This window comes from Roseovarius sp. D22-M7 (genome assembly GCF_037083785.1).
In the GTDB taxonomy this organism is placed as follows: Bacteria; Pseudomonadota; Alphaproteobacteria; order Rhodobacterales; family Rhodobacteraceae; genus Roseovarius.
Genome location: NZ_JBAPKY010000005.1, coordinates 1 through 23,441 on the forward strand (window position 1 = coordinate 1; position 23,441 = coordinate 23,441).

The 23,441-nt window shown below is 64.9% G+C and carries 23 protein-coding genes and 1 pseudogene; 11 read left to right on the forward strand and 13 right to left on the reverse strand.

What is annotated here, in order from left to right:
- Nucleotides 1–430: 430 nt before the first annotated feature.
- Together V8324_RS03680 and V8324_RS03685 are read left to right on the forward strand one after the other, a co-directional pair.
- Nucleotides 431–922, forward strand: a pseudogene (locus V8324_RS03680) (integrase core domain-containing protein); the annotation flags it as partial.
- A 163-nt stretch (nucleotides 923–1,085) separates the two neighbouring features.
- A complete protein-coding gene (locus V8324_RS03685; protein WP_336418571.1) occupies nucleotides 1,086–1,376 on the forward strand; it encodes an alpha/beta fold hydrolase in 291 nt (96 codons plus the stop codon).
- A 348-nt stretch (nucleotides 1,377–1,724) separates the two neighbouring features.
- Here V8324_RS03685 and V8324_RS03690 read toward each other — a convergent pair whose 3' ends face one another.
- Nucleotides 1,725–1,967, reverse strand: coding sequence for a hypothetical protein (locus tag V8324_RS03690; protein ID WP_336418572.1), 243 nt, complete (start codon nucleotides 1,965–1,967; stop codon nucleotides 1,725–1,727).
- A 93-nt stretch (nucleotides 1,968–2,060) separates the two neighbouring features.
- Nucleotides 2,061–3,032, reverse strand: coding sequence for a hypothetical protein (locus tag V8324_RS03695; RefSeq protein ID WP_336418573.1), 972 nt, complete (start codon nucleotides 3,030–3,032; stop codon nucleotides 2,061–2,063).
- A 6-nt stretch (nucleotides 3,033–3,038) separates the two neighbouring features.
- Between V8324_RS03695 and V8324_RS03700 the strand changes: the two genes are divergently transcribed.
- Nucleotides 3,039–3,311 (forward strand): hypothetical protein, encoded by a 273-nt coding sequence (locus V8324_RS03700; RefSeq protein WP_336418574.1) that lies wholly within the window; start codon nucleotides 3,039–3,041, stop codon nucleotides 3,309–3,311.
- Nucleotides 3,312–3,547: 236 nt separating this feature from the next.
- Here V8324_RS03700 and cobO read toward each other — a convergent pair whose 3' ends face one another.
- From cobO to secG, 9 genes are all read right to left on the reverse strand, one after another.
- Nucleotides 3,548–4,177 carry a cob(I)yrinic acid a,c-diamide adenosyltransferase gene (gene cobO / locus V8324_RS03705; protein WP_336418575.1) on the reverse strand — a complete coding sequence of 210 codons (630 nt, stop codon included), beginning with the start codon at nucleotides 4,175–4,177 and terminating at the stop codon, nucleotides 3,548–3,550.
- Nucleotides 4,178–4,238: 61 nt separating this feature from the next.
- On the reverse strand, nucleotides 4,239–4,841 hold the full coding sequence (locus tag V8324_RS03710; RefSeq protein ID WP_336418576.1) for a nucleotidyltransferase family protein: 603 nt from the start codon (nucleotides 4,839–4,841) through the stop codon (nucleotides 4,239–4,241).
- A 2-nt stretch (nucleotides 4,842–4,843) separates the two neighbouring features.
- Nucleotides 4,844–5,650 (reverse strand): ABC transporter permease, encoded by an 807-nt coding sequence (locus tag V8324_RS03715; RefSeq protein ID WP_336418577.1) that lies wholly within the window; start codon nucleotides 5,648–5,650, stop codon nucleotides 4,844–4,846.
- Nucleotides 5,647–6,528, reverse strand: a complete 882-nt coding sequence (locus V8324_RS03720) for an ABC transporter permease (protein WP_336418668.1) — start codon at nucleotides 6,526–6,528, stop codon at nucleotides 5,647–5,649. The genes V8324_RS03715 and V8324_RS03720 overlap by 4 nt, the downstream gene beginning before the upstream one ends.
- Before the next feature lie 54 nt (nucleotides 6,529–6,582).
- Nucleotides 6,583–7,299 carry a transporter substrate-binding domain-containing protein gene (locus V8324_RS03725; protein WP_336418578.1) on the reverse strand — a complete coding sequence of 239 codons (717 nt, stop codon included), beginning with the start codon at nucleotides 7,297–7,299 and terminating at the stop codon, nucleotides 6,583–6,585.
- Nucleotides 7,300–7,326: 27 nt separating this feature from the next.
- Entirely contained in the window at nucleotides 7,327–8,100 is a 774-nt protein-coding gene (locus V8324_RS03730; protein WP_336418579.1) for an ABC transporter ATP-binding protein, read from the reverse strand.
- 98 nt (nucleotides 8,101–8,198) lie between these two features.
- On the reverse strand, nucleotides 8,199–8,645 hold the full coding sequence (locus V8324_RS03735) for a tellurite resistance TerB family protein (RefSeq protein WP_336418580.1): 447 nt from the start codon (nucleotides 8,643–8,645) through the stop codon (nucleotides 8,199–8,201).
- 68 nt (nucleotides 8,646–8,713) lie between these two features.
- Nucleotides 8,714–10,357: a CTP synthase gene (locus tag V8324_RS03740; RefSeq protein WP_336418581.1), complete on the reverse strand. Its 1,644-nt coding sequence runs from the start codon at nucleotides 10,355–10,357 to the stop codon at nucleotides 8,714–8,716.
- 180 nt (nucleotides 10,358–10,537) lie between these two features.
- Entirely contained in the window at nucleotides 10,538–10,900 is a 363-nt protein-coding gene (secG, locus tag V8324_RS03745) for a preprotein translocase subunit SecG (protein ID WP_336418582.1), read from the reverse strand.
- Between the two features lie 321 nt (nucleotides 10,901–11,221).
- Here secG and V8324_RS03750 point away from each other — a divergent pair, with 321 nt between their 5' ends.
- The 3 genes from V8324_RS03750 (at nucleotide 11,222) to V8324_RS03760 (ending at nucleotide 15,392) form a co-directional block, all read left to right on the forward strand.
- Entirely contained in the window at nucleotides 11,222–12,517 is a 1,296-nt protein-coding gene (locus tag V8324_RS03750) for an adenylosuccinate synthase (protein WP_336418583.1), read from the forward strand.
- An 18-nt stretch (nucleotides 12,518–12,535) separates the two neighbouring features.
- A complete protein-coding gene (locus tag V8324_RS03755) occupies nucleotides 12,536–12,757 on the forward strand; it encodes a DUF2842 domain-containing protein (RefSeq protein WP_336418584.1) in 222 nt (73 codons plus the stop codon).
- Between the two features lie 208 nt (nucleotides 12,758–12,965).
- On the forward strand, nucleotides 12,966–15,392 hold the full coding sequence (locus V8324_RS03760) for a GcvT family protein (protein WP_336418585.1): 2,427 nt from the start codon (nucleotides 12,966–12,968) through the stop codon (nucleotides 15,390–15,392).
- 4 nt (nucleotides 15,393–15,396) lie between these two features.
- On the opposite strand, the gene V8324_RS03765 is transcribed toward V8324_RS03760, so the two are convergent.
- Entirely contained in the window at nucleotides 15,397–16,098 is a 702-nt protein-coding gene (locus tag V8324_RS03765; RefSeq protein WP_336418586.1) for a response regulator transcription factor, read from the reverse strand.
- Complete coding sequence (locus V8324_RS03770; protein WP_336418587.1) at nucleotides 16,095–18,002, reverse strand: hybrid sensor histidine kinase/response regulator; 1,908 nt, start codon at nucleotides 18,000–18,002, stop codon at nucleotides 16,095–16,097. Before V8324_RS03770 ends, V8324_RS03765 begins: the two co-directional genes overlap by 4 nt.
- 234 nt (nucleotides 18,003–18,236) lie before the next feature.
- Between V8324_RS03770 and V8324_RS03775 the strand changes: the two genes are divergently transcribed.
- The 5 genes from V8324_RS03775 to V8324_RS03795 all read left to right on the forward strand — a co-directional run bounded on the left by V8324_RS03775 (nucleotide 18,237) and on the right by V8324_RS03795 (nucleotide 23,393).
- The gene (locus V8324_RS03775; RefSeq protein ID WP_336418588.1) at nucleotides 18,237–20,180 is read left to right on the forward strand and encodes an AMP-binding protein; all 1,944 of its coding nucleotides are present in this window, start codon (nucleotides 18,237–18,239) and stop codon (nucleotides 20,178–20,180) included.
- A complete protein-coding gene (locus V8324_RS03780) occupies nucleotides 20,177–20,998 on the forward strand; it encodes an ABC transporter ATP-binding protein (RefSeq protein WP_336418589.1) in 822 nt (273 codons plus the stop codon). Before V8324_RS03775 ends, V8324_RS03780 begins: the two co-directional genes overlap by 4 nt.
- A 74-nt stretch (nucleotides 20,999–21,072) precedes the next feature.
- On the forward strand, nucleotides 21,073–22,059 hold the full coding sequence (locus V8324_RS03785) for a branched-chain amino acid ABC transporter permease (protein ID WP_336418590.1): 987 nt from the start codon (nucleotides 21,073–21,075) through the stop codon (nucleotides 22,057–22,059).
- Between the two features lie 2 nt (nucleotides 22,060–22,061).
- Nucleotides 22,062–22,316, forward strand: coding sequence for a hypothetical protein (locus tag V8324_RS03790; RefSeq protein WP_336418591.1), 255 nt, complete (start codon nucleotides 22,062–22,064; stop codon nucleotides 22,314–22,316).
- The gene (locus tag V8324_RS03795; RefSeq protein WP_336418592.1) at nucleotides 22,317–23,393 is read left to right on the forward strand and encodes a branched-chain amino acid ABC transporter permease; all 1,077 of its coding nucleotides are present in this window, start codon (nucleotides 22,317–22,319) and stop codon (nucleotides 23,391–23,393) included. It abuts the gene before it with no gap.
- The last annotated feature ends 48 nt before the right edge of the window (nucleotides 23,394–23,441 follow it).

Consider the following 23,441-nt stretch of genomic DNA (forward strand, 5'->3'; position numbering starts at 1 on the left):
AAATCCCGCACCCGGCTGCGGACGCCGTCCTCGAGCGGATCCGTCCAGTCGCCCCCGATGAGTGGCGCAGCGCGGTCGGTCTTGGTAGTCTCTGCAATGGCGTAATCTCCTTAGGCGGTGCCAGCCGCCGTTCATGGTTGTTTCAACACCTGGAGATTACGCCGCCCTCCCAATTTCCACCAACCCCGCGACAGGACCCTTCTTTACATAGTCGGAAGGCTCGTCCTCATAAGAGGTGCGCACTGTACGCTTTTGCTGGGCTACACCCTGCTTTGCGGCAAAGATTGCAGCCATGGCGCGCGTCTCTTTCGCCACTGACCTATTTTGAAGCCATTGAAGGGCTGTGTTCACAGTCGCCCGCGTCACAGTTCTGGCGCGTAACAGTACTGCCAGCAAGAACATCCGCTGATAGTCGGACACGGAACCGTCGGATCACAGCCGCTACATCATCGCCTGGAAGCTCTGCACGACGATGAAGGTCGAGGATGCGACCTCCACGCTGGACCTGGCCCTGGACGTGTCGGGCTGCGACAGCGCCACCGTGATCGCCAAACCAAGGCTGCTCAGCGACAACGGCTCATCTTGCATAGCGGGCGACCTGGCCGATTACCTCGAGGACAAGTACATGGATCATGTCCGCGGGGCGCCGTACCACCCGCAGACCCAAGGCAAGATCGAACGGTGGCACCAGACCATGAAGCCCCGTGTTCTGCTCGAGCATTACTTCCTGCGGGGGGACCTCGAACACCACATCCGCGACGTCGTCGAATACCACACCACCCGAAGGTATCACGAGAGCCTGGGAAACCTGACACCCGCCGACGTCTCCTTCGGACGGGGCGAGCAGATCCTGGAACAGCGAGAGGAGATAAAACGCAAAACCATGCTCACCCGGCGCTTGCGCCACCAAACTGAAAACGCGCAACATCAACCCACGGTGACCCAGAGCCTCCAAACGAAAACCCGCTCTTCTGTTCCAAATTATCTGACGACACACAGGCAGGGACGGGCATCGGAACGCCCCTCGCCACCGGTGACTTTATGGAGGTGTTGGCGGCGTGTAGACTACCACCATGAAATAGCATGTGGGATTTTGCACGTCAGCGGATGGCGTCGGGATCGCGCTTGCCCGATCCGGGGAGGGCCCGCCGCTGGTCAGAGTGGCGAACTGGTTCACGCATCTCCACCTCGACCGGCAGAGCGCCGTCTGGCGGCACTGGTTCGACGTCCTGTCCAACGGGCGCACCCTCATTCTCTATGATCCGCGTGGCTCGGGGCTGTCGGATCGCAAGGTCGACAAGTTTTCCCTGGGTCGCTGGATCGACGACCTCGATGCGGTGGTCGAAAGCGCCGGTCTGACGCGAACGCCAATCTGAAAGGGGTCGGCATGACCACGCGAGCCGATGACGTGTTCGTTAGAGCAGTCGCGACGGGTATGGCATTCGCCGATGAGATGCCGCGCGCCGAAATCCGGTATCCAACGCCTGCGCGCTTCCAGAAAGCGCGATATGCTGGGAAAGGGTTCACAGGGTATGAGAAGGCGGTGTGTCGTGCCGCATCGGACGCAGGTGGAATTCCGGGTTGGAGCAGGAACCGGTGGCGACGCCGATCCGGTCTTATCGAGAGTATGTTGCTGGAAAGTCGAAACCGTTCTTGAGCGTCTTGTATATCCGGAATCGATAATTCAGGGCGCGGCGCGTGCATGCGAAGGAAGGCGGCACGCCCTAATAGGCGTCGATCTCGCCCACCACTTCGGGCACGACATCGATGTCCTTGAACCGCTTTGGAATCAAGGCCGAGGCACCGCTATCCCTGAGATAGACGACGATTGCATCGTCTCCATGCGCATTCTGCCCAAGGCCCACGCCGAGCACACCGTCGACATCGAGGTATTTCTCTTCGAAGGCGGACTGCACCCGGCTTGCCGGGGTATCTTCCGGGTTGTATGGCATTGCTGCATCTTCCATGGCGGTCTCCGAACCTTAGTTGTCGACGATAGTCTAACACAGGCGGCGCCGAAATGCAGCATATCGGCGCCGCCTTCTTCATGGCTCAGGCGATCAGGTCCGCAGCCGAAGGTCGAGCGCACTCAACACCCTGCCGATCTTGTTGCCGAATGTGACGCCACCGCCGCCGGCAAAGAGAAGGCCGACAGGCCTGCGTGCCCTGTCCCAGGTCCAGATCAGGGACCCAGAGTCGCCCCCGGCGCTGAAGTTGCCCGACAGGCCCCGGATGGCAAGCTGATCGCGGAAGAGCGCCACCCGGCCGCCGCCGAAATTCACACGGATCGTGGCCGACGTGTCCGTCACGCGTCCTGCCTTTAGCTGTGTCGTCCGACCGGTCTTGCCGACAATCATGCCGCGAAAGGCCGCTCTGGGATTGGATGACACGCGGAAGAGGCGAAAGCCGCCGCCGGACCGGTAGATGAACTCGCGCCGGACACGTTTATGCCAGCACCATCCCGTCGCACAGTCGACGTAGTTGGCGCCGCCGGAGAAGTTGATGGGCACGTATTTTTCAAGGATCGCCACCCGGTCGCGGGGACTTTGTCCGCCGTCTGCCCGTCCGGGCTGGATGATCGAATCACCGAAGCTTCCTTGATTCGAATTCGCCAGGACGTGGTTGTTGGACAGCATCAGGACGCGCCTGTTGCGGGGGGCTTTCCGCCCCGTCGCCAGCGCGCCAAGCGTTCCCGCCGTGATCCGGAAATGGCCAACCGATATGCCGCAAGGCGCCGGGCGTTGCTTGTGCCGGTGCGGCTGGGTGTCGATGATGCCGGTTTCGAAAATGTTGAGCGCCATGTTTTCGTCGCCGACGGATTTCACGGCGTAATCGTCGAAAAGCACCCTGCGGCACTCTTCCTGATTGAGCTTTTCCGCCACGTAGACGTTGAGCACGGACGCGCCCGGCCCGTCGAGCCCGACCTGATCCATGTCGATTTCCGGTGAGCCGATACCCACGCCCTGGATCATGTCGTCCTTGTCGACGTCGACAAGCCCCTGAGCCGCGGCGGCGGCCTCGGTCTTGCCCATGAGCATATGCTCTATCTGTTGCTTCGCTTCCATGACGTCGCCGGAAATATCGTCGTCAAGCGATGGCCCGGCCATCTCGTCGCCGTCGAGTTGCTCGGCAAGCGCCTCGTCGTCCGGAGGGTTGAGCATTTCGACGTCGTCGATCTCGTCTTCGAGATCGTCGGTGCCGTCTTCCTGTGTGTCCGGGACCTGGGGTTCGTCGAATTCATTATCGGAATCGACAGAGGACTTCTTCGTTCTCTTGGCCATAACGAGCCTCCATTTCAAAAGAGTTCATGAAAACAGATCGCCATCGCAATAAAATAACCGCGGAAAGCAGAAATCGTCACCTGACAATGAAATAAAGTTACCACGTTGCGGTTGATTCGGCAATAATGTTGTCTTGCAAGAAGTGTATGCGCCATCTCATGCTTCGGCATGTCGGTCGGCTGGCGCAGGTCTTAGCCGAGCCTCGTGATCGCTTGTCTGCCGCGCGGGGCGCAAGCGGCCGGGGTTCGCGGGCGCTCGGGGGCGCGTCAGAATTCCACGCCGGGCTGGGCCTTGATGCCGTCGCGGAAGGGGTGTTTGAGCAGTGTCATCTCGGTCACGAGGTCGGCGGCCTCCAGCAGTTCGGGCTTGGCGTTGCGCCCCGTGAGCAGGACATGCGTCATCTCGGGCTTGTGGTCCTGAAGGAAGGCGACCACCTCGTCGATGTCGAGATAATCGTAGCGCAGCGCGATGTTGATCTCGTCGAGCATCACGAAGCGGATGCCCGGATCGAGGATCTGCTCCTGTGCGATTTGCCAGCCGTTGCGGGCCGCGGCAATGTCGCGTTCGCGGTCCTGCGTGTCCCAGGTGAAGCCTTCGCCCGACACGAAGAACCGGCATTCGTCGGCGAAGCGCGTGCGCAGGAAGGTCTTTTCGCCGGTCTCCCAGTTGCCCTTGATGAACTGCACCACGGCGCAGGGCATGCCATGCGCGATGCAGCGCATGATCATCCCGAACCCTGACGAGGACTTGCCCTTGCCGGGCCCGGTATGGACCATGATGAGGCCCTTTTCCTCGGTCTTGGTGGCCATCATGCGCTCGCGGGCCGCCTTGATCTTCTTCATCTTCTCGTTGTGGCGGGTGTTCTGGTCGGTGTCGCTGGTGCTATCATCGTTCATGCTAGGGGTCTCCTTTGCGGCGCAGGATGCGGGAGCGGCGGTGCGGTGGCAAGAGGGCGCGTCAGCGCCCGCCGCGGGCGCGCCACGCCGCCCAGGCCTCTGGCGTGTCGAGGTCGGTCGTGGCGCGGGTGCCGGGCAGGGCGACATGGATCACGGGATGCGTGCGCAGGATGTCGCGCGCGCCCGCGTCGCCGGTCAGCCGCGCCAGCGCTGGCAGGGCCCGGGCCGGGAAGATCACCGGGTGCCCCGCGGTGCCGTCCTCTGCCGTGGCGCGCAGGATGGATTTGGAATCATAGGATTGCAGGACGGTCCTGAAGTCTTGCGTCAAGAGATCCGGCAGGTCGGGCAGGACCACCATCAGCCCGGCATATCCCCCTGCGCGCGCCCGGTCCGCGCCGACGCGCAGCGAGGCCGACAGACCCGTCGCCGCATCCGCGACCTCGATCATCTGCAGCCGCGGCCCGGCGAGATCGCGCAAGATGCCCGCACGCTCTGGGCGGTCGGGCGGCAGCGTCACCGCGACATCGAGGCCCAGATCCAGCGCCGCCGCCACGCGGTCGCGCAGCAGGGGCTGGCCGCGCACCGGTTCCAGCAGCTTGTCGCGGCCCCGCATCCGCGCCGAGACCCCGGCGGCGGGCAGCAGGACGAGGACGCGCGGCAGCATGCCTAGCGGATCACGTTGACGCGCAGCCGCAGCCCGCGCCGCGCCTCTTGCGGCAGGTGGCGGTTGAGGCGGCGGTTGATCAGCCCGAACAGCCCGATGATCGCCAGCGTCACGAGGATGAAATAGCCCGCGAGAATCGGGTAGGGCACGAAGGGGTTGAAGGTCTTGTCGGCGAAGAAATTCGCGTAATAGAGCGCGTCGCCGCGTTGCTGCCACGCCGGGAAGCCGGAAAAGAACACCAGGGTGGTAGCGTGAAAGAGGAATATCGCCTCGTTCGTGTAGGCGGGCCACGCCAGCCTCAGCATGGTGGGCCAGATGATCTTGCGAAAGCGCGGCAGGCCGGAGAAGCCGTAGGCATCCGCCGCCTCGACATCGCCGCGCGGGATCGAGCGCAGCGCACCGTAGAAGATCTCTCCCGAATAGGCGGCGGTGTTGAGAAAGAGCACGACCAGCGCCCCGAGCCACGCCGAGGTGAAGGCGTCGAAGGCGGGGGACATCGATTTCAGCGAGAGAAAGAGGAAATAGGCGAAGAAGAACTGGATGAAGAGCGGCGAGCCCCGGAAGACGAAGATGAACCATTCCGAGGGCTTGCGGATCAACGGGTTGGCCGCGCCCTTGCCCACTGCAACGGCGGTGGCTAGGAAGAACCCCGCCAGAAGGGCGAAGGTGCCGAAATAGACGTTCCAGATCAGCCCCGAGCCGATCAGCGTGAAATGCTCGCACAGCGTATAGCCCTCGCGCGGCAGCAGGCGCTCGCCGATCCCGAGGCTGCGCAGGCCGTAATCCTGGATGGTCTGCCAGCAGCTCATGCGGCTTTCCTTTGCGCGTCGCCGCCGGTGGTGGCTTGACCGTGGGTCAGACGCTGCATCATCCGTTCGAGAAACACCTCGGAGACCTTGGTCAGGGCGAGATAGAAGACCAGAAGGGCGAGGAAATACCACATCCGCCAGTCGCCATGCGGGTAGTCAGTGAAGCGCGGGTTGGCGGTGCCGCCCAGTTCGCGCGCCCAGTAGACGATATCCTCGACCCCCAGCAAAAAGAGCAGCGGCGTGGCCTTGGTCAGCACCATCCACAGATTGCTGAGGCCGGGCAGGGCATAGACCCACATCTGCGGCACGAGGATACGCCAGAAGGTCTGGCGGGCGTTCATGCCATACGCCTCGGCGGTCTCGATCTGGGCGTGGGGCACGGCGCGCATGGCGCCGTAAAGCACGTTCGCCGCGAACGCCCCGAAGACGATGGCGAAGGTCAGCACGGCGATGAAGAAGCCGTAGGTCTCGTGCACCCATTGCGGGGCATTGCCCAGCGGCAGCTTGGCCGCCTGGCAGACCACGAAATCATTGCCTTGCCAGATCGGCTGATCCCAGTCGGGGCATTTGATCTTGTGGCGGATCGCCTCGAACAGCTGGTCGAGGGCGATCACGAAGAACAGGAAGAACGCGATATCCGGTACGCCGCGAACGATGGCGATATAGCCCTTGCCGAGCCAGCTGATCGGCCAGATCCGCGAGCGCGCGGCCATCGCCCCGCCAAAGCCGAAGAGAAGCGCCGTGGGCGCGGTGATCGCCAGCAGCAACAGCACCGTGCCGGTGGCGATGTAGAGATTGGCGTGCTTTACCGTGGTCAGGTAGCACAACAGCCATTTCAGGCCCTCGAGGCTGGCAGGATCGGCGCAGTTGGAAAAAATGGCGGCCTCCCGAGACTGGCAGGCCCCCCGCGCGGCGCGGGGGGCGGGGCGCGATCAGAAGGTCGAGGAGACGTCCCATTTCTCGATCAGGTCGTTGAGCGAGCCGTCATCCTTCATCGACTGGATCGCGGCGTCGAAGGTCTGGCGCAGTTCCGCGTCGGATTCGCGCACCCCGATGCCGACGCCGCCGCCGAGCGGCACCTCCTCGGCGACGAAGCGCAGATCGCGGTCGTTCTCGGCGATCGCCGCGAGGTAGGATTTGTCGGCGAGCACCGCGTCTGCCTCGCCGTTGCGCACGGCGGCGATGGTCTCGTCCGGCGTGGCGAACTCGACCAGCGTGGCGCCCGTCTCGGCCACGTAGCCGGCGTGGATCGTGCCGGTCTGGGCCGCGATCACGCCGTTTGCCACGTCCACGTCATCGGACATGCCGAGATAGGCCGAGGGGTCGGGCGGCGTGTAGTTCTGGGTGAAATCGATCACCTCGTCGCGCTCGTCGGTGATCGACATGCCGGCGATGATGGCGTCGTAATTGCCCGAGACGAGGTTGGGAATGATGCTGTCCCAGTCCGACGTCACCCATTCGCAGTTGAGCTCGGCGCGCATGCACAGTTCGTCGCCGAGGTCACGCTCGAACCCGTCGACCTCGCCCGCGTCGTTGATGAAGTTCCAGGGCGGGTAGGCGCCCTCGGTGCCTAGGCGCACGACGTCCTGCGCCATGGCCATACCGGCCATCATGGCGACGGCGGCCGTGGATATCATGAGTTTTTTCATTGTCTTACTCCCTCTTGGTTGGTGACGTCAGGCAGCCATGGTCGAGCTGAGAAAGCCCTGCAGCCGCGTCGATTCCGGGGCGTTGAACAGCGCCTCGGGCGGCCCCTCTTCCTCGATCAGGCCCTGATGGAGGAACACGACGTGATCGCTGACATCGCGGGCCATGTTCATGTCGTGGGTGACTAGCATCATCGTGCGCCCCTCGCCCGCGAGATCCTTGATGACGCGGATCACCTCCTGTTCGAGCTCTGGGTCGAGCGCCGAGGTCGGTTCGTCGAAGAGAAGCGCCTCGGGCTCCATCGCGAGCGCCCGGGCGATGGCCGCGCGCTGTTGTTGGCCGCCGGATAGCTGGGCGGGATACATCGTGCATTTTTCGCCGATCCCGACCTTGTCGAGATAGCCGCGCGCGGCCCGCTCGGCCTCGGCGCGGTCGCGGCCCAGCACGGTGACCGGCGCCTCCATCACGTTCTGCAGGATGGTCATGTGCGCCCAGAGATTGAATTGCTGAAAGACCATCGACAGGTTGGTGCGGATGCGCAGGACCTGCCGCGCGTCGGCGGGCCGGCGATGCCCGCCGGTACCCTTCCACGCCACCGGTTCGCCCTTGAAGAGGATCTCGCCCTGCTGGCTGTCTTCCAGAAGGTTGGCGCAGCGCAGCAGCGTGGACTTGCCGGATCCCGACGAGCCGATGAGCGACACGACCTCGCCGCGCCGCGCGGTGATGTCCACGCCTTTGATGACCTCGAGTGCGCCGTAAGCCTTGTGAAGGTTGCGGATCTCGAGCACCGGATCTGTCGTCACGCACGTCCCCCTGAAATAGTGATCTGTGTCACACCCCCGTCACTAGGGACGAAAACACTGACCAATGCAACGCGCAATGCACGGGGAACGCTGTAAAGTCAGCCGTTCCCGCCGGTGCCGACCTTTTGGCGGGCAAGCGCGCTGTCGCGGTCGGAGATCCCGAGGAAGTTCGACACCAGCCGCAGCAGCGCATCCTCGCTGGCATCGCGCGCGCCATCGGCAAGGGCCACTTGCCACAGCGCCTCGATCACCGCGAGACGTTCCTCGTAGGGGACCGCGTCCTTGATCGCACGGGTGAAGCGCACGGTGTCGGGCGCCTCGCCCTCGAGCGTCTCGGCGTCGCGCCGCAGCGTTTCTGCCTCGGACGGCGACAGGGCGTAGCGGGTGGTGATGATCCGGGTGATGCGCCGCGACTCGTCGGCGTCGTAATCTCCGTCGCTGCGCGCGATGCGCACCATGAGGGCCGTGAGGGCGAGCCGCGCGTCGCCGTCATCGAGCGGATCGGGTTCGGGTTGAACCAGCCGGTTGAGAAGATCTGCAAACATGACCGTGATATAGGGCGATGCGCGGCGCGCCGCAAACCGGAAAATCTCGGCATGCGGGGCGGCGCGTTTCAGACGAGGCGTGAGGTCTCTATCGCGGCGCGCACGAAGTCGGCAAACAGTGGGTGCGGCGCGAAGGGTTTCGATTTCAGTTCGGGGTGGTACTGCACGCCAATGAACCACGGGTGATCCGACCATTCGACGATTTCCGGCAGGCGGCCATCCGGCGACATGCCCGAGAAGGTCAGACCGCAGTCTTCCAGCTTCTCGCGGTAGCGGGTATCGACCTCGTAGCGGTGGCGGTGCCGTTCGTCTATGTCGGTGCCGCCATAGATGCCCGCCACGCGGCTGCCCGCCTTGAGAACCGCGTCATAGGCCCCGAGGCGCATGGTGCCGCCCTTGTCGTCGCTGACCTTGCGCTGCACCTTCTCGTTGCCCTGCACCCATTCCTTGAGGTGGTAGACCACCGGCTCGAACCGTTTCCCCCCGGCCTCGAGGTCGAACTCTTCCGATCCGGCCTGCGTGAGCCCGGCGACGTTGCGCGCCGCCTCGATCACCGCCATCTGCATGCCGAGGCATATGCCGAGATAGGGGATCTTGCGGGTGCGCGCGAATTCCGCCGCGCGGATCTTTCCTTCCGTGCCGCGCTCGCCGAAGCCGCCGGGCACGAGGATGGCATGGAACCCCTCGAGATGCGCCGCGGGGTCCTCGCGCTCGAACACCTCGGCATCGACCCATTGCACGTTGACCTTGACGCGGTTGGCCATGCCGCCATGCGTCAGCGCCTCACGGATCGACTTGTAGGCGTCTTCCAGCTGCACATACTTGCCGACGATGGCGATGTTGACCGCGCCGTCGGTGTTGTGAATGCGGTCGACGACATCCTTCCACACGGTCAGGTCGGGGCGCGGCGCCGGGCTGATCTGGAAGGCGTCGAGCACCGCCTGGTCCAGCCCCTCGCGGTGATAGGCCAGCGGTGCCTCGTAGATCGACCCCAGGTCGTAGGCGGCGACCACGTGTTCCTTGCGCACGTTGCAGAACAGCGCGATCTTCTCACGCTCCTTTTCGGGGATGGGATGCTCGGACCGGCAGACGAGGATGTCGGGCGCGATGCCGATCGACTGCAATTCCTTGACCGAGTGCTGGGTCGGCTTTGTCTTGAGCTCTCCGGAGGCTGCGAGATAGGGCAGCAGCGTAAGGTGCATGAAGATGCATTGCCCGCGGGCGCGATCATGGCCAAACTGCCGGATCGCCTCGAAGAAGGGCAGCCCCTCGATATCGCCCACGGTGCCGCCGATTTCGCAGAGCATGAAATCGACCTCGTCGTCGCCCACGCTCAGGAAATCCTTGATCTCGTTGGTGACGTGGGGGACCACCTGAATGGTCTTGCCAAGGTAGTCGCCGCGCCTCTCACGCTCCAGCACGTTGGAATAGATGCGCCCCGACGAGACGGAATCGCTGATCCGCGCCGGCACCCCGGTGAAGCGTTCGTAATGGCCGAGATCGAGATCGGTTTCGGCGCCGTCATCGGTAACGAAGACCTCGCCATGTTCGAAGGGCGACATGGTGCCGGGATCCACGTTGAGATAAGGATCGAGTTTGCGCAGCCTCACCGAGAAGCCGCGCGCCTGCAAAAGCGCCCCGAGCGCCGCCGAGGCGAGCCCCTTGCCGAGGCTCGAGACGACGCCGCCGGTGATGAAGATGTAACGTGCCATGCGCGCCGAGCCCCGTGATTCTGCGTTATGATGCGTGGCTTAAAGCCCTCGGGCGGGATGCGAAACCCGCCCCGTCACGGGATTTGACGCATACAGCATCCGTTTGTGAGGCGCAAGCGCACGCAACATCCTGTTGTGGCGCGCGCTAAGTTCGCAACGCTTTGTGGTCGGGGCCGGGGGTCAGTCCGCGGTCGGCGTCAGCGGTGCGCTGTCATCGGCCGCGGGCGGCAGAAGCGATCCGCCATCCGGCAGCGCCGGGTCGGTGTCTTCCACGGGGGCCGGCCTGTCGCCCATCCGGTCGAGGACGGAACTTCCCGCCGATTGCTGAGCCGCGATGATGGTCAGCGTCATCGAAGTGACGATGAACGCCGCCGCGAGGATCCATGTCAGCTTGCCCAGGGCGGTGGCCGCCGCGCGCCCGCTCATGGCGCCGCCCCCGCCGCCGCCCATACCGAGCCCGCCGCCTTCGGAGCGTTGCAGCAACACCACCCCGATCAACGAGAGCGCCAGAAGCAGGTGGATGGTCAGGACGACGTTTTCCATGGGACAGAGAGCCTATCACTTGAGCGCGTTTCCACACTTTACCTAAGCAATCCGGCCGGCACCCGCAACCCGGCAATGTCCGGGGGGGGGGGGGGGGCGGCAAGAGCACAACGAATGCCATGCGGATCAGGCAATAAGGGGCTTGGTCAGGATTTGTGAATTCATCCAGAAAAATTCTGCTGTCGAGGGGGAAGTTTACCCCGATGCGGCAGCCGGACCGCGAACCTGTCGCGCAAGGGCCCGCGGGATTTAGCGGTTTCGCCCGCCATCCGGCGCCGTTATACCCTGCCACGGTATAGACCTGATGCCGAAGGATAAAGCATGGCAAACGTCGTCGTCGTGGGCGCCCAATGGGGCGACGAGGGAAAAGGCAAGATCGTCGACTGGCTGAGCGAGCGCGCCGACGTGATCGCGCGCTTTCAGGGCGGGCACAATGCAGGCCATACCCTGGTGATCGACGGCACGGTCTACAAGCTCAACGCGCTGCCCTCGGGGGTGGTGCGCGCGGGCAAGCTGTCGGTGATCGGCAACGGCGTCGTGCTCGACCCGTGGCACCTGGTCGAGGAGATCGAGAAAATCCGCGAGCAGGGTGTGACGATCACGCCCGAGACGCTGATGATCGCCGAGAACACCGCGCTGATCCTGCCGATCCACGGCCAGCTCGACCGCGCGCGCGAAGAGGCCGCATCAAAGGGCACCAAGATCGGAACCACCGGGCGCGGCATCGGCCCCGCCTACGAGGACAAGGTCGGGCGGCGCGCGGTGCGGGTGGCCGATCTCGGCGACGAGGCGACGCTGATCGCCCGGGTCGACCGGGCGCTGCAGCACCACGACCCGCTGCGCCGCGGCCTCGGGATCGAAGCGGTGGATCGCGAGGCGCTGATCGAGGGCCTGCGCGAGATCGCGCCCAGCATCCTGCCCTATGCCGCGCCGGTCTGGAAGGTGATCGGCGAGCGGCGCCGCGCCGGCAAGCGGATCCTGTTCGAGGGCGCGCAGGGCGCGCTTCTGGACATCGATTTCGGCACCTATCCCTTCGTCACCTCGTCGAACACCATCGCCGGGCAGGCCGCAACCGGGGTGGGCATCGGCCCCGGCGCGATCGATTACGTGCTGGGGATCGTCAAGGCCTACACCACCCGCGTGGGCGAAGGCCCGTTCCCCACCGAGTTGCAGGATGCCGACGGCCAGCGGCTTGGCGAGCGTGGGCACGAGTTCGGCACGGTGACCGGGCGGCAGCGGCGCTGCGGCTGGTTCGACGCGTGCCTGGTGCGCCAGACCTGCGCGATCAGCGGCGTCAAAGGGATCTCGCTGACCAAGCTCGACGTGCTGGACGGGTTCGAGACGCTGCGGATCTGCGTGGGCTACGACCTCGACGGGACGCGGCTGGATCATCTGCCGATCGCCGCCGAAGAGCAGATGCGCTGCGTGCCGGTCTACGAGGACATGCCCGGCTGGTCGGAATCGACCGAAGGCGCGCGACGCTGGGCCGATCTGCCGGCCAACGCGATCAAGTATGTGCGCCGCGTCGAGGAGTTGATCGATTGCCCGGTCGCACTACTTTCAACCTCACCGAAGCGCGAGGACACGATTCTCGTGACCGACCCGTTTGCGGATTGAGCCGCGCAAGGAGGACGCATGGCGCTGAGTCACAAGGCCCGGAAACGCTGGTCGCTGGTGGTGCTGCTGATCGGTCTGCCGGCCTATATCATCGTCGCCGTTAACCTCGTGGCGTGGATCGACCGCCCCTCGATCTGGATCGAGTTGCTGGTCTATATCGTGCTGGGCTTTATCTGGATCGTCCCGCTGAAACGCGTGTTTCTCGGTGTGGGCCAGCCTGACCCGGACGAAGGAGACTAGCGACACGTCGCTTCATCTTTCCAAAAATACTCGAAAGCCCCGGCGGCGCGGCCATCCCTCGTGTTTCGATGTATTGTACGGCGGTCGCGTGAACACCGCGATATTCGAGGCGTGAGGAAACCGCAGCGACATGTCGTGTCGGGGATGGGCGATCGGGGCGCGCGCGTGCAGGCCAAATTGATCCCATGGACAAGCTGGGGGCTGCACGATGAAAACCCATGCACAGGCCGTCGTGATCGGCGGCGGCGTCATCGGATGCGCGATACTTTACCATCTCGCGAAACTGGGCTGGCACGACGTGGTGCTGCTGGAGCGCGACGAGTTGACCAGCGGGTCGACCTGGCACGCGGCAGCCAACACGCACGGGCTGCATGACAGCGCCAATATCAGCCGTCTGCAGCATTACACCATGACGCTTTACAACGAGCTCGAGGCCGAGACCGGCCAAAGCTGCGGGGTGTTCCAGCCCGGCAGCCTGTACCTCGCGCAGACCGAGGACCGCGCGCACCAGTTGCGGTTGCAGGCCGCCAAGGCGCGGCTTTACGGGATGAATTTCCACGACATCTCGCGCGACGAGGCCGAACGGCTGCACCCGCTTGTCGATTTCGACGGCATCCGCTCGATCATGTTCGAACCCGATGGCGGCAATGTCGACCCGTCCGGCGTGACCAATGCCTATGCCGTGGGCGCGCGGGCGCGCGGCGCCGAGATCCATCGCTTCACCCCGGTGACCGCGACGCAGGCGCAGCCCGATGGCAGCTGGATCGTCGAGACGCCGCGCGGCGAGATCCGCACGCCGTGGGTGATCAACTCCGCCGGCCTCTGGGCGCGCGAGGTTGCCAAGCTGGCCGGGATCGAACTGCCGTTGCAGCCCACCGAGCACCAGTATTTCGTCACCGAGGCGATGCCGGCGATCGCCGCGCTGGATCGGCGGCTGCCCTCGGTCGCGGATCGCGATGGCGAATACTACCTGCGCCAGGAGGGCAAGGGCCTGCTGATCGGCGCCTACGAGCGCGACATGCGGTTCTGGGCCGAGGGCGGCACGCCCTTGGATTTCGCGCATGATCTATTTCCCGACGATCTCGACCGGATCGAGGACAACATGATGCGCGCCATTACCCGCGTGCCCGCGGTGGCCGAGGCCGGCATCAAGCGGGTGATCAACGGGCCGATGATCTGGTCGCCCGATGCCAATGTGATCCTCGGGCCGGTGCCCGAACTGCGCGGCTATTTCGCCTGTTGCGGGATCATTCCGGGATTCAGCCAGTCGGCGGGCATCGGGTTGATGGTGGCCGAATGGCTGGTCCATGGCGAGATGTCGCATGACATGTTCGCATGGGATATCGCGCGGTTCGGGGCGTGGGCGAATGATCGCGACTTCGTCAAGGCGCGGGTGCGTGATCAGTACGCGCATCGCTTCGCCATCCATTTCCCCGGCGAGGAGCGCGACGCGGGACGTCCGTTGCGGACCCGGCCGGTCTATGAGACGCAGCGCGCCATGGGCGCGGTTTTCGGGCTGAATTACGGCTGGGAGCATCCGCTGTGGTTCGCCGATCGCCCCGGCACCGAGGACGGCGCAGGCTTTACCCGGCAGAAATGGTGGGGGCCGGTCGGCGCGGAATGCCGCATGGTGCGCGAGCGGGCCGGGATCATCGATATTTCCAACTTCGCCAAGTACCGGGTCGCGGGGCCCGGCGCCGAGGACTGGCTGAACGCGGTCTTCGCCAACCGGATGCCGACCGCGGTGGGCCGGTCCTGCCTGACACCGCTGATCGGCGTGCGCGGCGGGATCGCGGGCGATGCCACCGTGACCCGGCTGGCCGCAGACGAGTTCCGGGTGATTTCCTCGGGGCTAGCCGAGCGCTATCACAGGCGGTTCTTCGACGCCGTACCGCTGCCCGAGGGCACCGTGTTTGAAAGCCTGACCGAGGCCGTCTGCGGCTTCAACGTCGCGGGGCCGCAGGCGCGCGAGATGTTGCAGCCGCTGACCGAGGCGTCGCTGGCGACCGAGGATTTCCCCTTCATGGCGAGCCGGCAGATCGGGGTCGCAGGTGTCGATTGCCTGGCGCTGCGGGTCAGTTTCACCGGCGATCTCGGGTGGGAGTTGCATTGCGCCGCCGCCGACCAGGCGCGGCTTTACGACGCTTTGCTCAACGCAGGGCGCAAGATGCACGCGGGCCCTGTCGGCAGCCGGGCGCTGATGAGCCTGCGGCTGGAAAAGGGCTACGGATCCTGGGGGCGCGAATACGGTCCGGAATACTGGCCGCAGGAGGCCGGGCTCGACCGGCTGTGCCGGATGGAGAAGGATTTCCTGAATCGCGGCGCGCTGGAGGCGGTGATCGGCCGCGCCCCGCGCGAGCGGCTGGTTCTGATGGCGCTGGACGAGGCCGACGTGACGGCCTCCAACGCCGACGCGACCGGGGGCGAGCCGATCTTTCAGGGCGGGCGCGGCGTCGGGCGCGTAACCTCGGGGGGGTACGGGCACTGGGTGGGTCAGAGCCTCGCCCTGGGCTATGTCGCGCCGGATGTCGCGGCGGGCACGGAGGTCGAGGTGATGGTGCTGGGCCAGCCGCACCGGGCGCGCATCCTGCCCGCGCCGCCTTTTGATCCCGAGGGTTTGCGGCTGCGCGCCTGAACGGTCACAGCCAGGTCACGTCACCGAGGAAGATGTAGCCCGCGCCGTAGATCGTCTTGATCAGGCGGGGGTTGCGGGGATCCTCGCGCAGCTTGGTGCGCAGGCGCGAGATGCGTACATCCATCGCGCGGTCGAAGCTGTCGCCTGCCGCACCGCCCAAGCCCTCCTGCATGGCCTGGCGCGAGATCAGGCGCTTGGGGCGGTCGAGAAAGAGGCGCAGCACCTCGCCCTCGGCATGCGAGAACGCCGTCTCGACCCCGGCCTCGTCGGCCAGCACGTAGCGGTCGAAATGTGCGGTCCAGCCGTTGAACTGCGCCGTGGCGCTGGTTTGCGGTGCGGGCGCACCGCGGCGCAGGCGGGCGCGGATGCGGGCCACGACCTCGGCCGGATCGAACGGCTTGATGATGTAGTCGTCGGCGCCAAGCTCCAGCCCCGTGACGCGGTCCTGCACCTGCGCGCGGCCCGATATGATGATCACCGTCGCCCCTTGTTCAAGCGCCAGCCGGTGCACCAGCGCCAGCCCGTCGCGATCGGGCAGCGACAGATCCACAAGGCAGACATCGGGATGGGCCTGGCGCAGCGCGGCCTCGAATTCGGTGGCGCGGCCGAAGGCCATGGTGCGAAACCCCGCCTCGCCAAGCGCATCGGCGAGCATCGTGCGGATCTCGGGCTCGTCGTCGAGGATGGTGACCAGCGGTGCGGTCACGCGCCGTCACCCGATGCAAGCGCCGCGTCGAGTTGCAGCGCGGTGAAGGGCTTGCGCAGCACCGGGGCGCGGTCGGCGGCGGAGCGGGCGAGCGGGTCGTCGGGCGGCAGCGATGTCATCAGGATCAGAGGGCAGTCATCCCGGCGCGGCACGTCCGCCAGATCGAGCCCGGAGCGGTGTCCTTCGAGCACGATGTCCGACAGCACAACCGAAATTTCCGGCAGGTCCGCGATGAGCGCCGCGGCCTCGTCCACGCTGGTCGCCTCGATCACGCTGTGACCGGCGCCGCGCAGCATCTCGCGCAGCGCGCTGCGCAGGTCGGGGCTGTCCTCGACCAGCAGGACGAGGCCGGGCGGGCGCGCGGTGCCGGCGGGGCGCAGCGGCAGGCGCAGCGCGACCCGCCCGCCATCGCCGGAATTGCCCAGGGTGACGCGCCCGCCGGCAAGCTTGGTCATGTCGTAGACCATCGACAGCCCCAGCCCCGATCCCTCACCGCCCTTGGTGGTGAAGAACGGGTCGAGCGCGTGATTGATCGCCTCGGGGGTGAAGCCGGGACCGGTATCGTCGACGGTGAATTCCAGCCAGGTGTCCTGCACGGGGTGCGCGGTGATGGTGATGCTGCCGCGGCTGCCGCAGGCGTCGCGGGCGTTGAGCACGAGGTTGAGCAGCGAATCCTGCAGCATCCCAGCATCGAGCAGGTAGCGGTCGGCCGTGCCTTCGGTTTCTATCCGCAGGGCGATGCCAGAGGGCAGCGTGGAGCGGGCCAGCGTCTCGAGATCGCCGAGAAAGGCCGAAAGGTCGGTGGGCACCGGTTCATGCTCGCGCGGGCCGGTCATGTCGGCGATGCGGCCCAAAAGTCCGCCGCCCCGCCGCGCCGCCGCCAGCGTGGCGTTGACCAGATCCTGTGCGGGATCCGGAAGCCCCATGCGGCCCAGCCGCGACTGCATCCCGAGAATGATGGTCAGCAGGTTCGAGAAATCATGCGCCAGACCGCTGGTCAGTTGCGCCGCCATCTCGCGGCGGCGGGTCTGTTGCAGCGCCGCGCGGGTCTGGCTTTCGCGGGTGATGTCCATCGACAGGATATAGACCCCGCCGCTGGTCGGGTCGGGTGTCAGCGCCACGCGGATGCGGCGCGCACTGGGTTCGTGGGTGAATTCGAATACCGAGGGCTGCCCTGCATAGGCGCGGTCGAGCTCCGGGCGGATCAGCGACCACGGCTGCGGCCCCAGCACCTCGGCGACATGCACGCCGATGAGATCTGCACGCGAGCCGGGCATGACCGAGGTCAGCCGCCGGTTTGAATAGGTGTAGCAGCGGTCCGGGCCGACATGTGCGATATGCGCGGGCATCATCTCGGCGGTCAGCCGCGTGCGTGCCTCGGCCTCGGTGATCTGGCTCTTGGCCTCTTCGAGCGCGGTGATCGTCGCCTCGAGTTCGCGGTTGGCCGCCGACAGGTCCTCTGAATAGCTCAGAAGCTGGTCGGAAAGTTCCGCCGAGCGGGCGCGCAGCAGCGCCTCCTGCCGTTTGGTGGTGGAGATGTCGGTATAGACGGTGACCCAGCCGCCCTGCGGCAGCGGCGTACCCTCGACGCTGATCGTGCGGCCGTTGGCGCGAGTGCGTTCCATGTAATGCGGCTCGAACGCGCGGGCGATCTCGACGCGCGTGGACACGAAGTCATCGACGCAGCCTACGTCACCGTAATCGCCGCGCGCCGCGAGATAGCGGATCGTGTCGGCGAAATCGGCGCCGGGTGTCACCAGCGCGTCGGGCAGGTCGAACATCTCCTGGAAACGGCGATTGCAGACGGCAAGGCGCAGTTTCTGGTCGTAGATCGTCAGTGCCTGCTGAATGAGGTTCAGCCCGGCCATGGTCATGGCGTCGCGATCGGCGCGGCTGGGGGGCATGACTGCGTCCTTTCGCGTATGTGGATAGCACCGCGGCCACCGGGCGCAAGACCGTCCCGCGCGGTCTGTTACAATTCGTAAGGATTGCGCAATGATCAGGAAAAAGTTGACCGCGAAGGATATTCAGGCACGACTTGGGGTGGGAGAGAATCGCCTTGGGGCGACGCCGTGTCCGTGGAGGCGGACAAAGGGGAGGACAAGGATTTGGCACAGCCGTCACAGGCGACGGACGGGATGGATTCCGTTCCGGCGCTCTTGCAACGCAACGCCACGCGGTTCGGGGGCAAACCCGCCTACCGCGAGAAGGAATTCGGGATCTGGCAAAGCTGGACCTGGGCCGAGGCCGAGGCGGAGATCGAGGCGCTGGCACTGGGCCTTCTGAACCTTGGCGTGGAGACCGGCGATTTCGTCGCCATCATCGGGCGCAACCGGCCGCATTTCTACTGGGCGATGGTCGCCGCGCAATCGGCGGGCGCGATTCCCGTGCCGCTTTACCAGGATGCCGCCGCCGAGGAGATGGCGTATGTCATGGACCATTGCGGCGCGCGCTACGCGATCGTCGAGGACCAGGAGCAGGTCGACAAGCTGATCGAGGTGCAGGAGGGTCTGCACCAGCTGGAGCACATGATCTATGTCGACCCCAGGGGCTTGCGGAAATACGACCACTCGAAGCTTCACCGCTTCATCGACATCCAGCAGCAGGGACGCGCGGCGCGTCACGAATTCATCGACACGTTGAAGGCACGCCGCGAAAAGCTGAATTACGACAGCGTCTGCGTGATGCTTTACACTTCGGGGACCACCGGCAAGCCCAAGGGCGTGGTGCTGAGCAACCGCAACATCATCGAGGCGTCGAAATCCTCGGCCGACTTCGACCACCTGTCCCGCGACGAGGAAGTACTCGCCTACCTGCCGATGGCATGGGTGGGCGATTTCATCTTTTCCATCGGGCAGGCTTATTGGTGCGGCTTCTGCGTCAACTGTCCGGAAAGCCCCGAGACCATGCAGACCGATCTGCGCGAGATCGGGCCGACCTATTACTTCGCCCCGCCGCGCGTGTTCGAGACGCAGCTGACCAACGTGATGATCCGGATGGAGGATGCGACGCGCCTGAAAAAGGCGCTGTTCGATCATTTCATGGCGCTGGCGCGGCGCGTCGGGCCGGCGATTCTTGACGGGCACGCGGTCAGCGGCATGGACCGGGTCCGCTACGCGCTCGGGCATGCTCTGATCTATGGCCCGCTGAAGGACACGCTTGGGCTGTCGCGCGTGCGCGTCGGCTATACCGCGGGCGAGGCGATCGGCCCCGAGATCTTCGATTTCTATCGCTCGCTGGGCATCAACCTGAAGCAGCTTTACGGCCAGACCGAGGCCTCGGTCTTCATCACGCTGCAGCCCGATGGCGAGGTGCGCAGCGACACGGTGGGCGTGCCTGCGCCGGGTGTCGAGGTGCGCATCGACCCCAATGGAGAGGTCTATTACCGCGGCCCCGGGGTGTTCGAATATTACTACAAGAACGCTGAAAGCACCGCTAAGACCAAGGACGAGGACGGCTGGGTCGCCACCGGCGATGCCGGGTTCTTCGAGGAAGGTTCGGGGCATCTGCGGATCATCGACCGCGCCAAGGACGTTGGCAAGATGGCCGATGGCAGGATGTTCGCGCCCAAATATGTCGAGAACAAGCTGAAATTCTACCCCAACATCCTCGAGGCCGTGGTGTTCGGCAACGACCAGGAGATCTGCGCGGCGTTTCTCAACATCGACCTGACAGCGGTCGGCAACTGGGCCGAGCGCAACAATATCGGCTATGCCTCCTACCAGGAACTGGCGGGACACCCGAAGGTGCTCGACATGATCCAGGACCATGTCGAGGAGGCCAATCGCAGCCTGTCGCAGGACCCGATGCTGGCGCATTGCCAGGTGCACAGGTTCCTCGTGCTGCACAAGGAGCTTGACGCGGATGACGGCGAGATGACCCGCACCCGCAAGGTGCGCCGCAACGTGATCTCGGAGAAATTTGGAGATCTGGTGACCGCGCTTTACGATGGTTCACGCGAGATCCACACCACCACGGAAGTGACCTACGAGGACGGTCGCAAGGGGTCGATCAGCGCCACGCTGCAGATCCGCGACGCCGCCGTGGTGCCCCTTGAGACAGCAAAGGCGGCGGCGGAATGAACGACATGAGCCCGGACGGATACACCACCGAGGACGGCCGCAGCATCGGCCCCGTGGTGATGGAAATGCGCAACATCACGCTGCGCTTCGGCGGCGTGGTGGCGATCAAGGATATCAGTTTCGACATCCGAGAGGGCGAGATCCGCGCCATCATCGGCCCCAATGGTGCCGGCAAGTCGTCGATGCTGAACGTCATCAGCGGATTCTACAAGCCGCAGGAGGGCGAGGTCTGGTACATGGGCGAGAAGCGCCCGGCGATGAAGCCCTACCAGGTGGCGCAGCAGGGCATCGCGCGCACCTTCCAGAACATCGCGCTGTTCGACGGGATGTCGGTGCTCGACAACGTGATGACGGGGCGCATCCGGCACATGTCCTCCGGGCTTTTCGCGCAGGCGATCTGGAAGGGCCGCGCCGAGCGCGAGGAGGTTGAGAACCGCGCACGCGTCGAGCGGATCATCGACTTCCTCGAAATCCAGCATATCCGCAAGACCCCCGTCGGCCGGCTGCCTTACGGTCTGAAGAAGCGGGTGGAACTGGCGCGCGCGCTGGCCGCCGAGCCGTCGATCCTGCTGCTCGACGAGCCGATGGCGGGCATGAATGTAGAGGAAAAAGAGGACATGAGCCGCTTCATCCTCGATCTCAACGACGAGTTCGGCACCACCATCGCGCTGATCGAGCACGACATGGGCGTGGTCATGGACCTGTCGGATCGCGTCGTGGTGATGGATTACGGCAAGAAGATCGGCGACGGCTCGCCCGACGAGGTGCGGCGCAACCAAGACGTGATCGACGCCTATCTGGGGGTCGCGCATGACTGACATCACCACCGATATCACGGTGGCCGCGCGCCGCGCGCCGGCCGACAACAGACAACGGCAGGGGAGACACGTTGATGCCTGATCAACTGGTTTGGGGAATGGAGGTCTTTCTCAACGGGCTGATGACCGGGGTGCTCTACTCGTTGGTCGCCCTCGGTTTCGTGCTGATCTACAAGGCGAGCGGGATCTTCAATTTCAGCCAGGGCGTGCTGGCGCTTTTCGCGGCGATGACGCTGGTGGGGATCATGGAGGGGCGCGTGCCCTTCTCGCATCTGATAAACGCCACCTTCGGCACGGATATCCACAATTTCGGGTGGAACGTGCCCGCCTTCGCAGCGATCCTTTTGACAATGGCGGTTATGGTGGCGCTGGCATGGGCGGTGAACCAGTTCATCTTCCGGCATCTGGTGGGGCAGGAGCCGATCATCCTCTTCATGGCGACAATCGGGCTGGCCTATTTTCTCGAAGGGTTCGGCGACATGATGTGGGGCAGTGACATCAAGAATCTCGATGTCGGCTTGCCGCAGGGGATCAACGCGACCATCGACGAGGTCACCTACGAGATATTCGGGTATGGGTTCTTCATCGACAATCTCGACCTCGCGGCGACGCTGGTGGCGGTGCTGCTGGTGATCGCGCTGGTGCTTTTCGCGCAATACACCAAGTACGGTCGCGCGATGCGCGCCGTGGCCGACGACCATCAGGCGGCGCTGTCGGTCGGCATCTCGCTGAAGTTCATCTGGATCATGGTCTGGTCGCTGGCCGGGTTCGTGGCGCTCGTCGCGGGCATCATGTGGGGCACCAAGTCCGGCGTGCAGTTCTCGCTGTCGCTGATCGCGCTGAAGGCGCTGCCGGTGCTGATGCTGGGCGGCTTCACCTCGATCCCCGGCGCCATCGTCGGCGGGCTGATCATCGGCGTGGGCGAGAAGATGTTCGAGTTCCTCGTCGGCCCGATGGTGGGCGGCGCCACCGAGAACTGGTTCGCCTATGTGCTGGCGCTTCTCTTCCTCGTGTTCCGGCCGCAGGGCCTGTTCGGCGAGAAGATCATCGAAAGGGTATAGCCATGACAAAGCTGATCGCCATCGTCAACGTTATCGCCTGGGCGGGGTTCTGGGCGTTCGGCTATCTCGCACTGTCGGCGCGGGTGGACAGTGCCGGCCAGATGGTCACCGCCGCCCTTCTTGCGGCGATCGGCGGGGGCGTGGGCATGCTCGCCTATTTCTGGCTTGTGCGCCATGCCGAGTCGACGGGGTACGCCAGACCCGCCAACCGCGCCGAAAAACGCGATGACGATGACATACACGGGGAGGTTCTCTGAATGTTTTACCGCGAGGCGGGGGATTTCAAGACCTCCTATGTCGATGACAGCCAGACCTTTCCGATCCGGTTCGACCGCTACCGTTATTACGCGGTGCTGGTCGCCGCCTTCGCGGTGGTGCCGTTCGTGATCGACGACTACTGGGTCAACGCCATATTCCTGCCCTTCCTGATCTATTCGATCGCGGCGATCGGGCTGAACATCCTTGTCGGATATTGCGGGCAGGTCAGCCTTGGCACCGGCGGGTTCATGGCCGTTGGCGCCTATGCCTGCTACAAGCTGATGACCGGTTTTCCCGACGTGAACATCTTCTTTCACATCGTAATTGCCGGGGGCATCACCGCTGCCGTCGGCGTTCTCTTCGGCCTGCCAAGCCTGCGCATCAAGGGTTTCTACCTTGCCGTGGCCACATTGGCGGCGCAGTTCTTCCTGGTGTGGCTGTTCAACCGTGTGCCGTGGTTCTACAACTACTCGGCCTCGGGCCAGATCAGCGCGCCCGAGCGCACCATCTTCGGCGTGCCGATAACCGGCGCCGAGACCGCGCCCTGGGCCACGTACCTGTTCTGCCTCGTCTTCGTGGTCGGATCGGCGTTCGTGGCGCGCAACCTGACGCGCGGCATGGCCGGGCGCAAGTGGATGGCGATCCGCGACATGGACATCGCCGCCGAGATCATCGGGGTGAACCCGCTGAGGGCCAAGCTGAGCGCCTTCGCGGTCAGTTCGTTCTTTGTCGGCATCTCGGGCGCCCTGTTCTTCGCGGTCTATCTGGGCGCGGTCGAGGTGGGCGAGGTCTTCGGCATCAACAAGTCGTTCCTGGTGCTCTTCATGGTGATCATCGGCGGTCTGGGCTCGATCTTCGGCAGCTTTGCCGGGGCCGCATTCCTTGTGCTGCTGCCAGTGCTCTTGAAGAACACGCTGGTGGGCACGCTCGGCTGGCCCACGGACCTTGCCGCGCATCTGGAACTTGTCATCGTCGGCGGGCTGATCATCGTCTTTCTGGTGGCAGAACCGCACGGGCTGGCGCAACTCTGGCGCGTGGCGAAGGAGAAACTGAGGCTTTGGCCCTTCCCGCATTGAAGGACCGTTAGGATGCGCCGGGGCGACCCGCCCCGCGCGACACAGTAT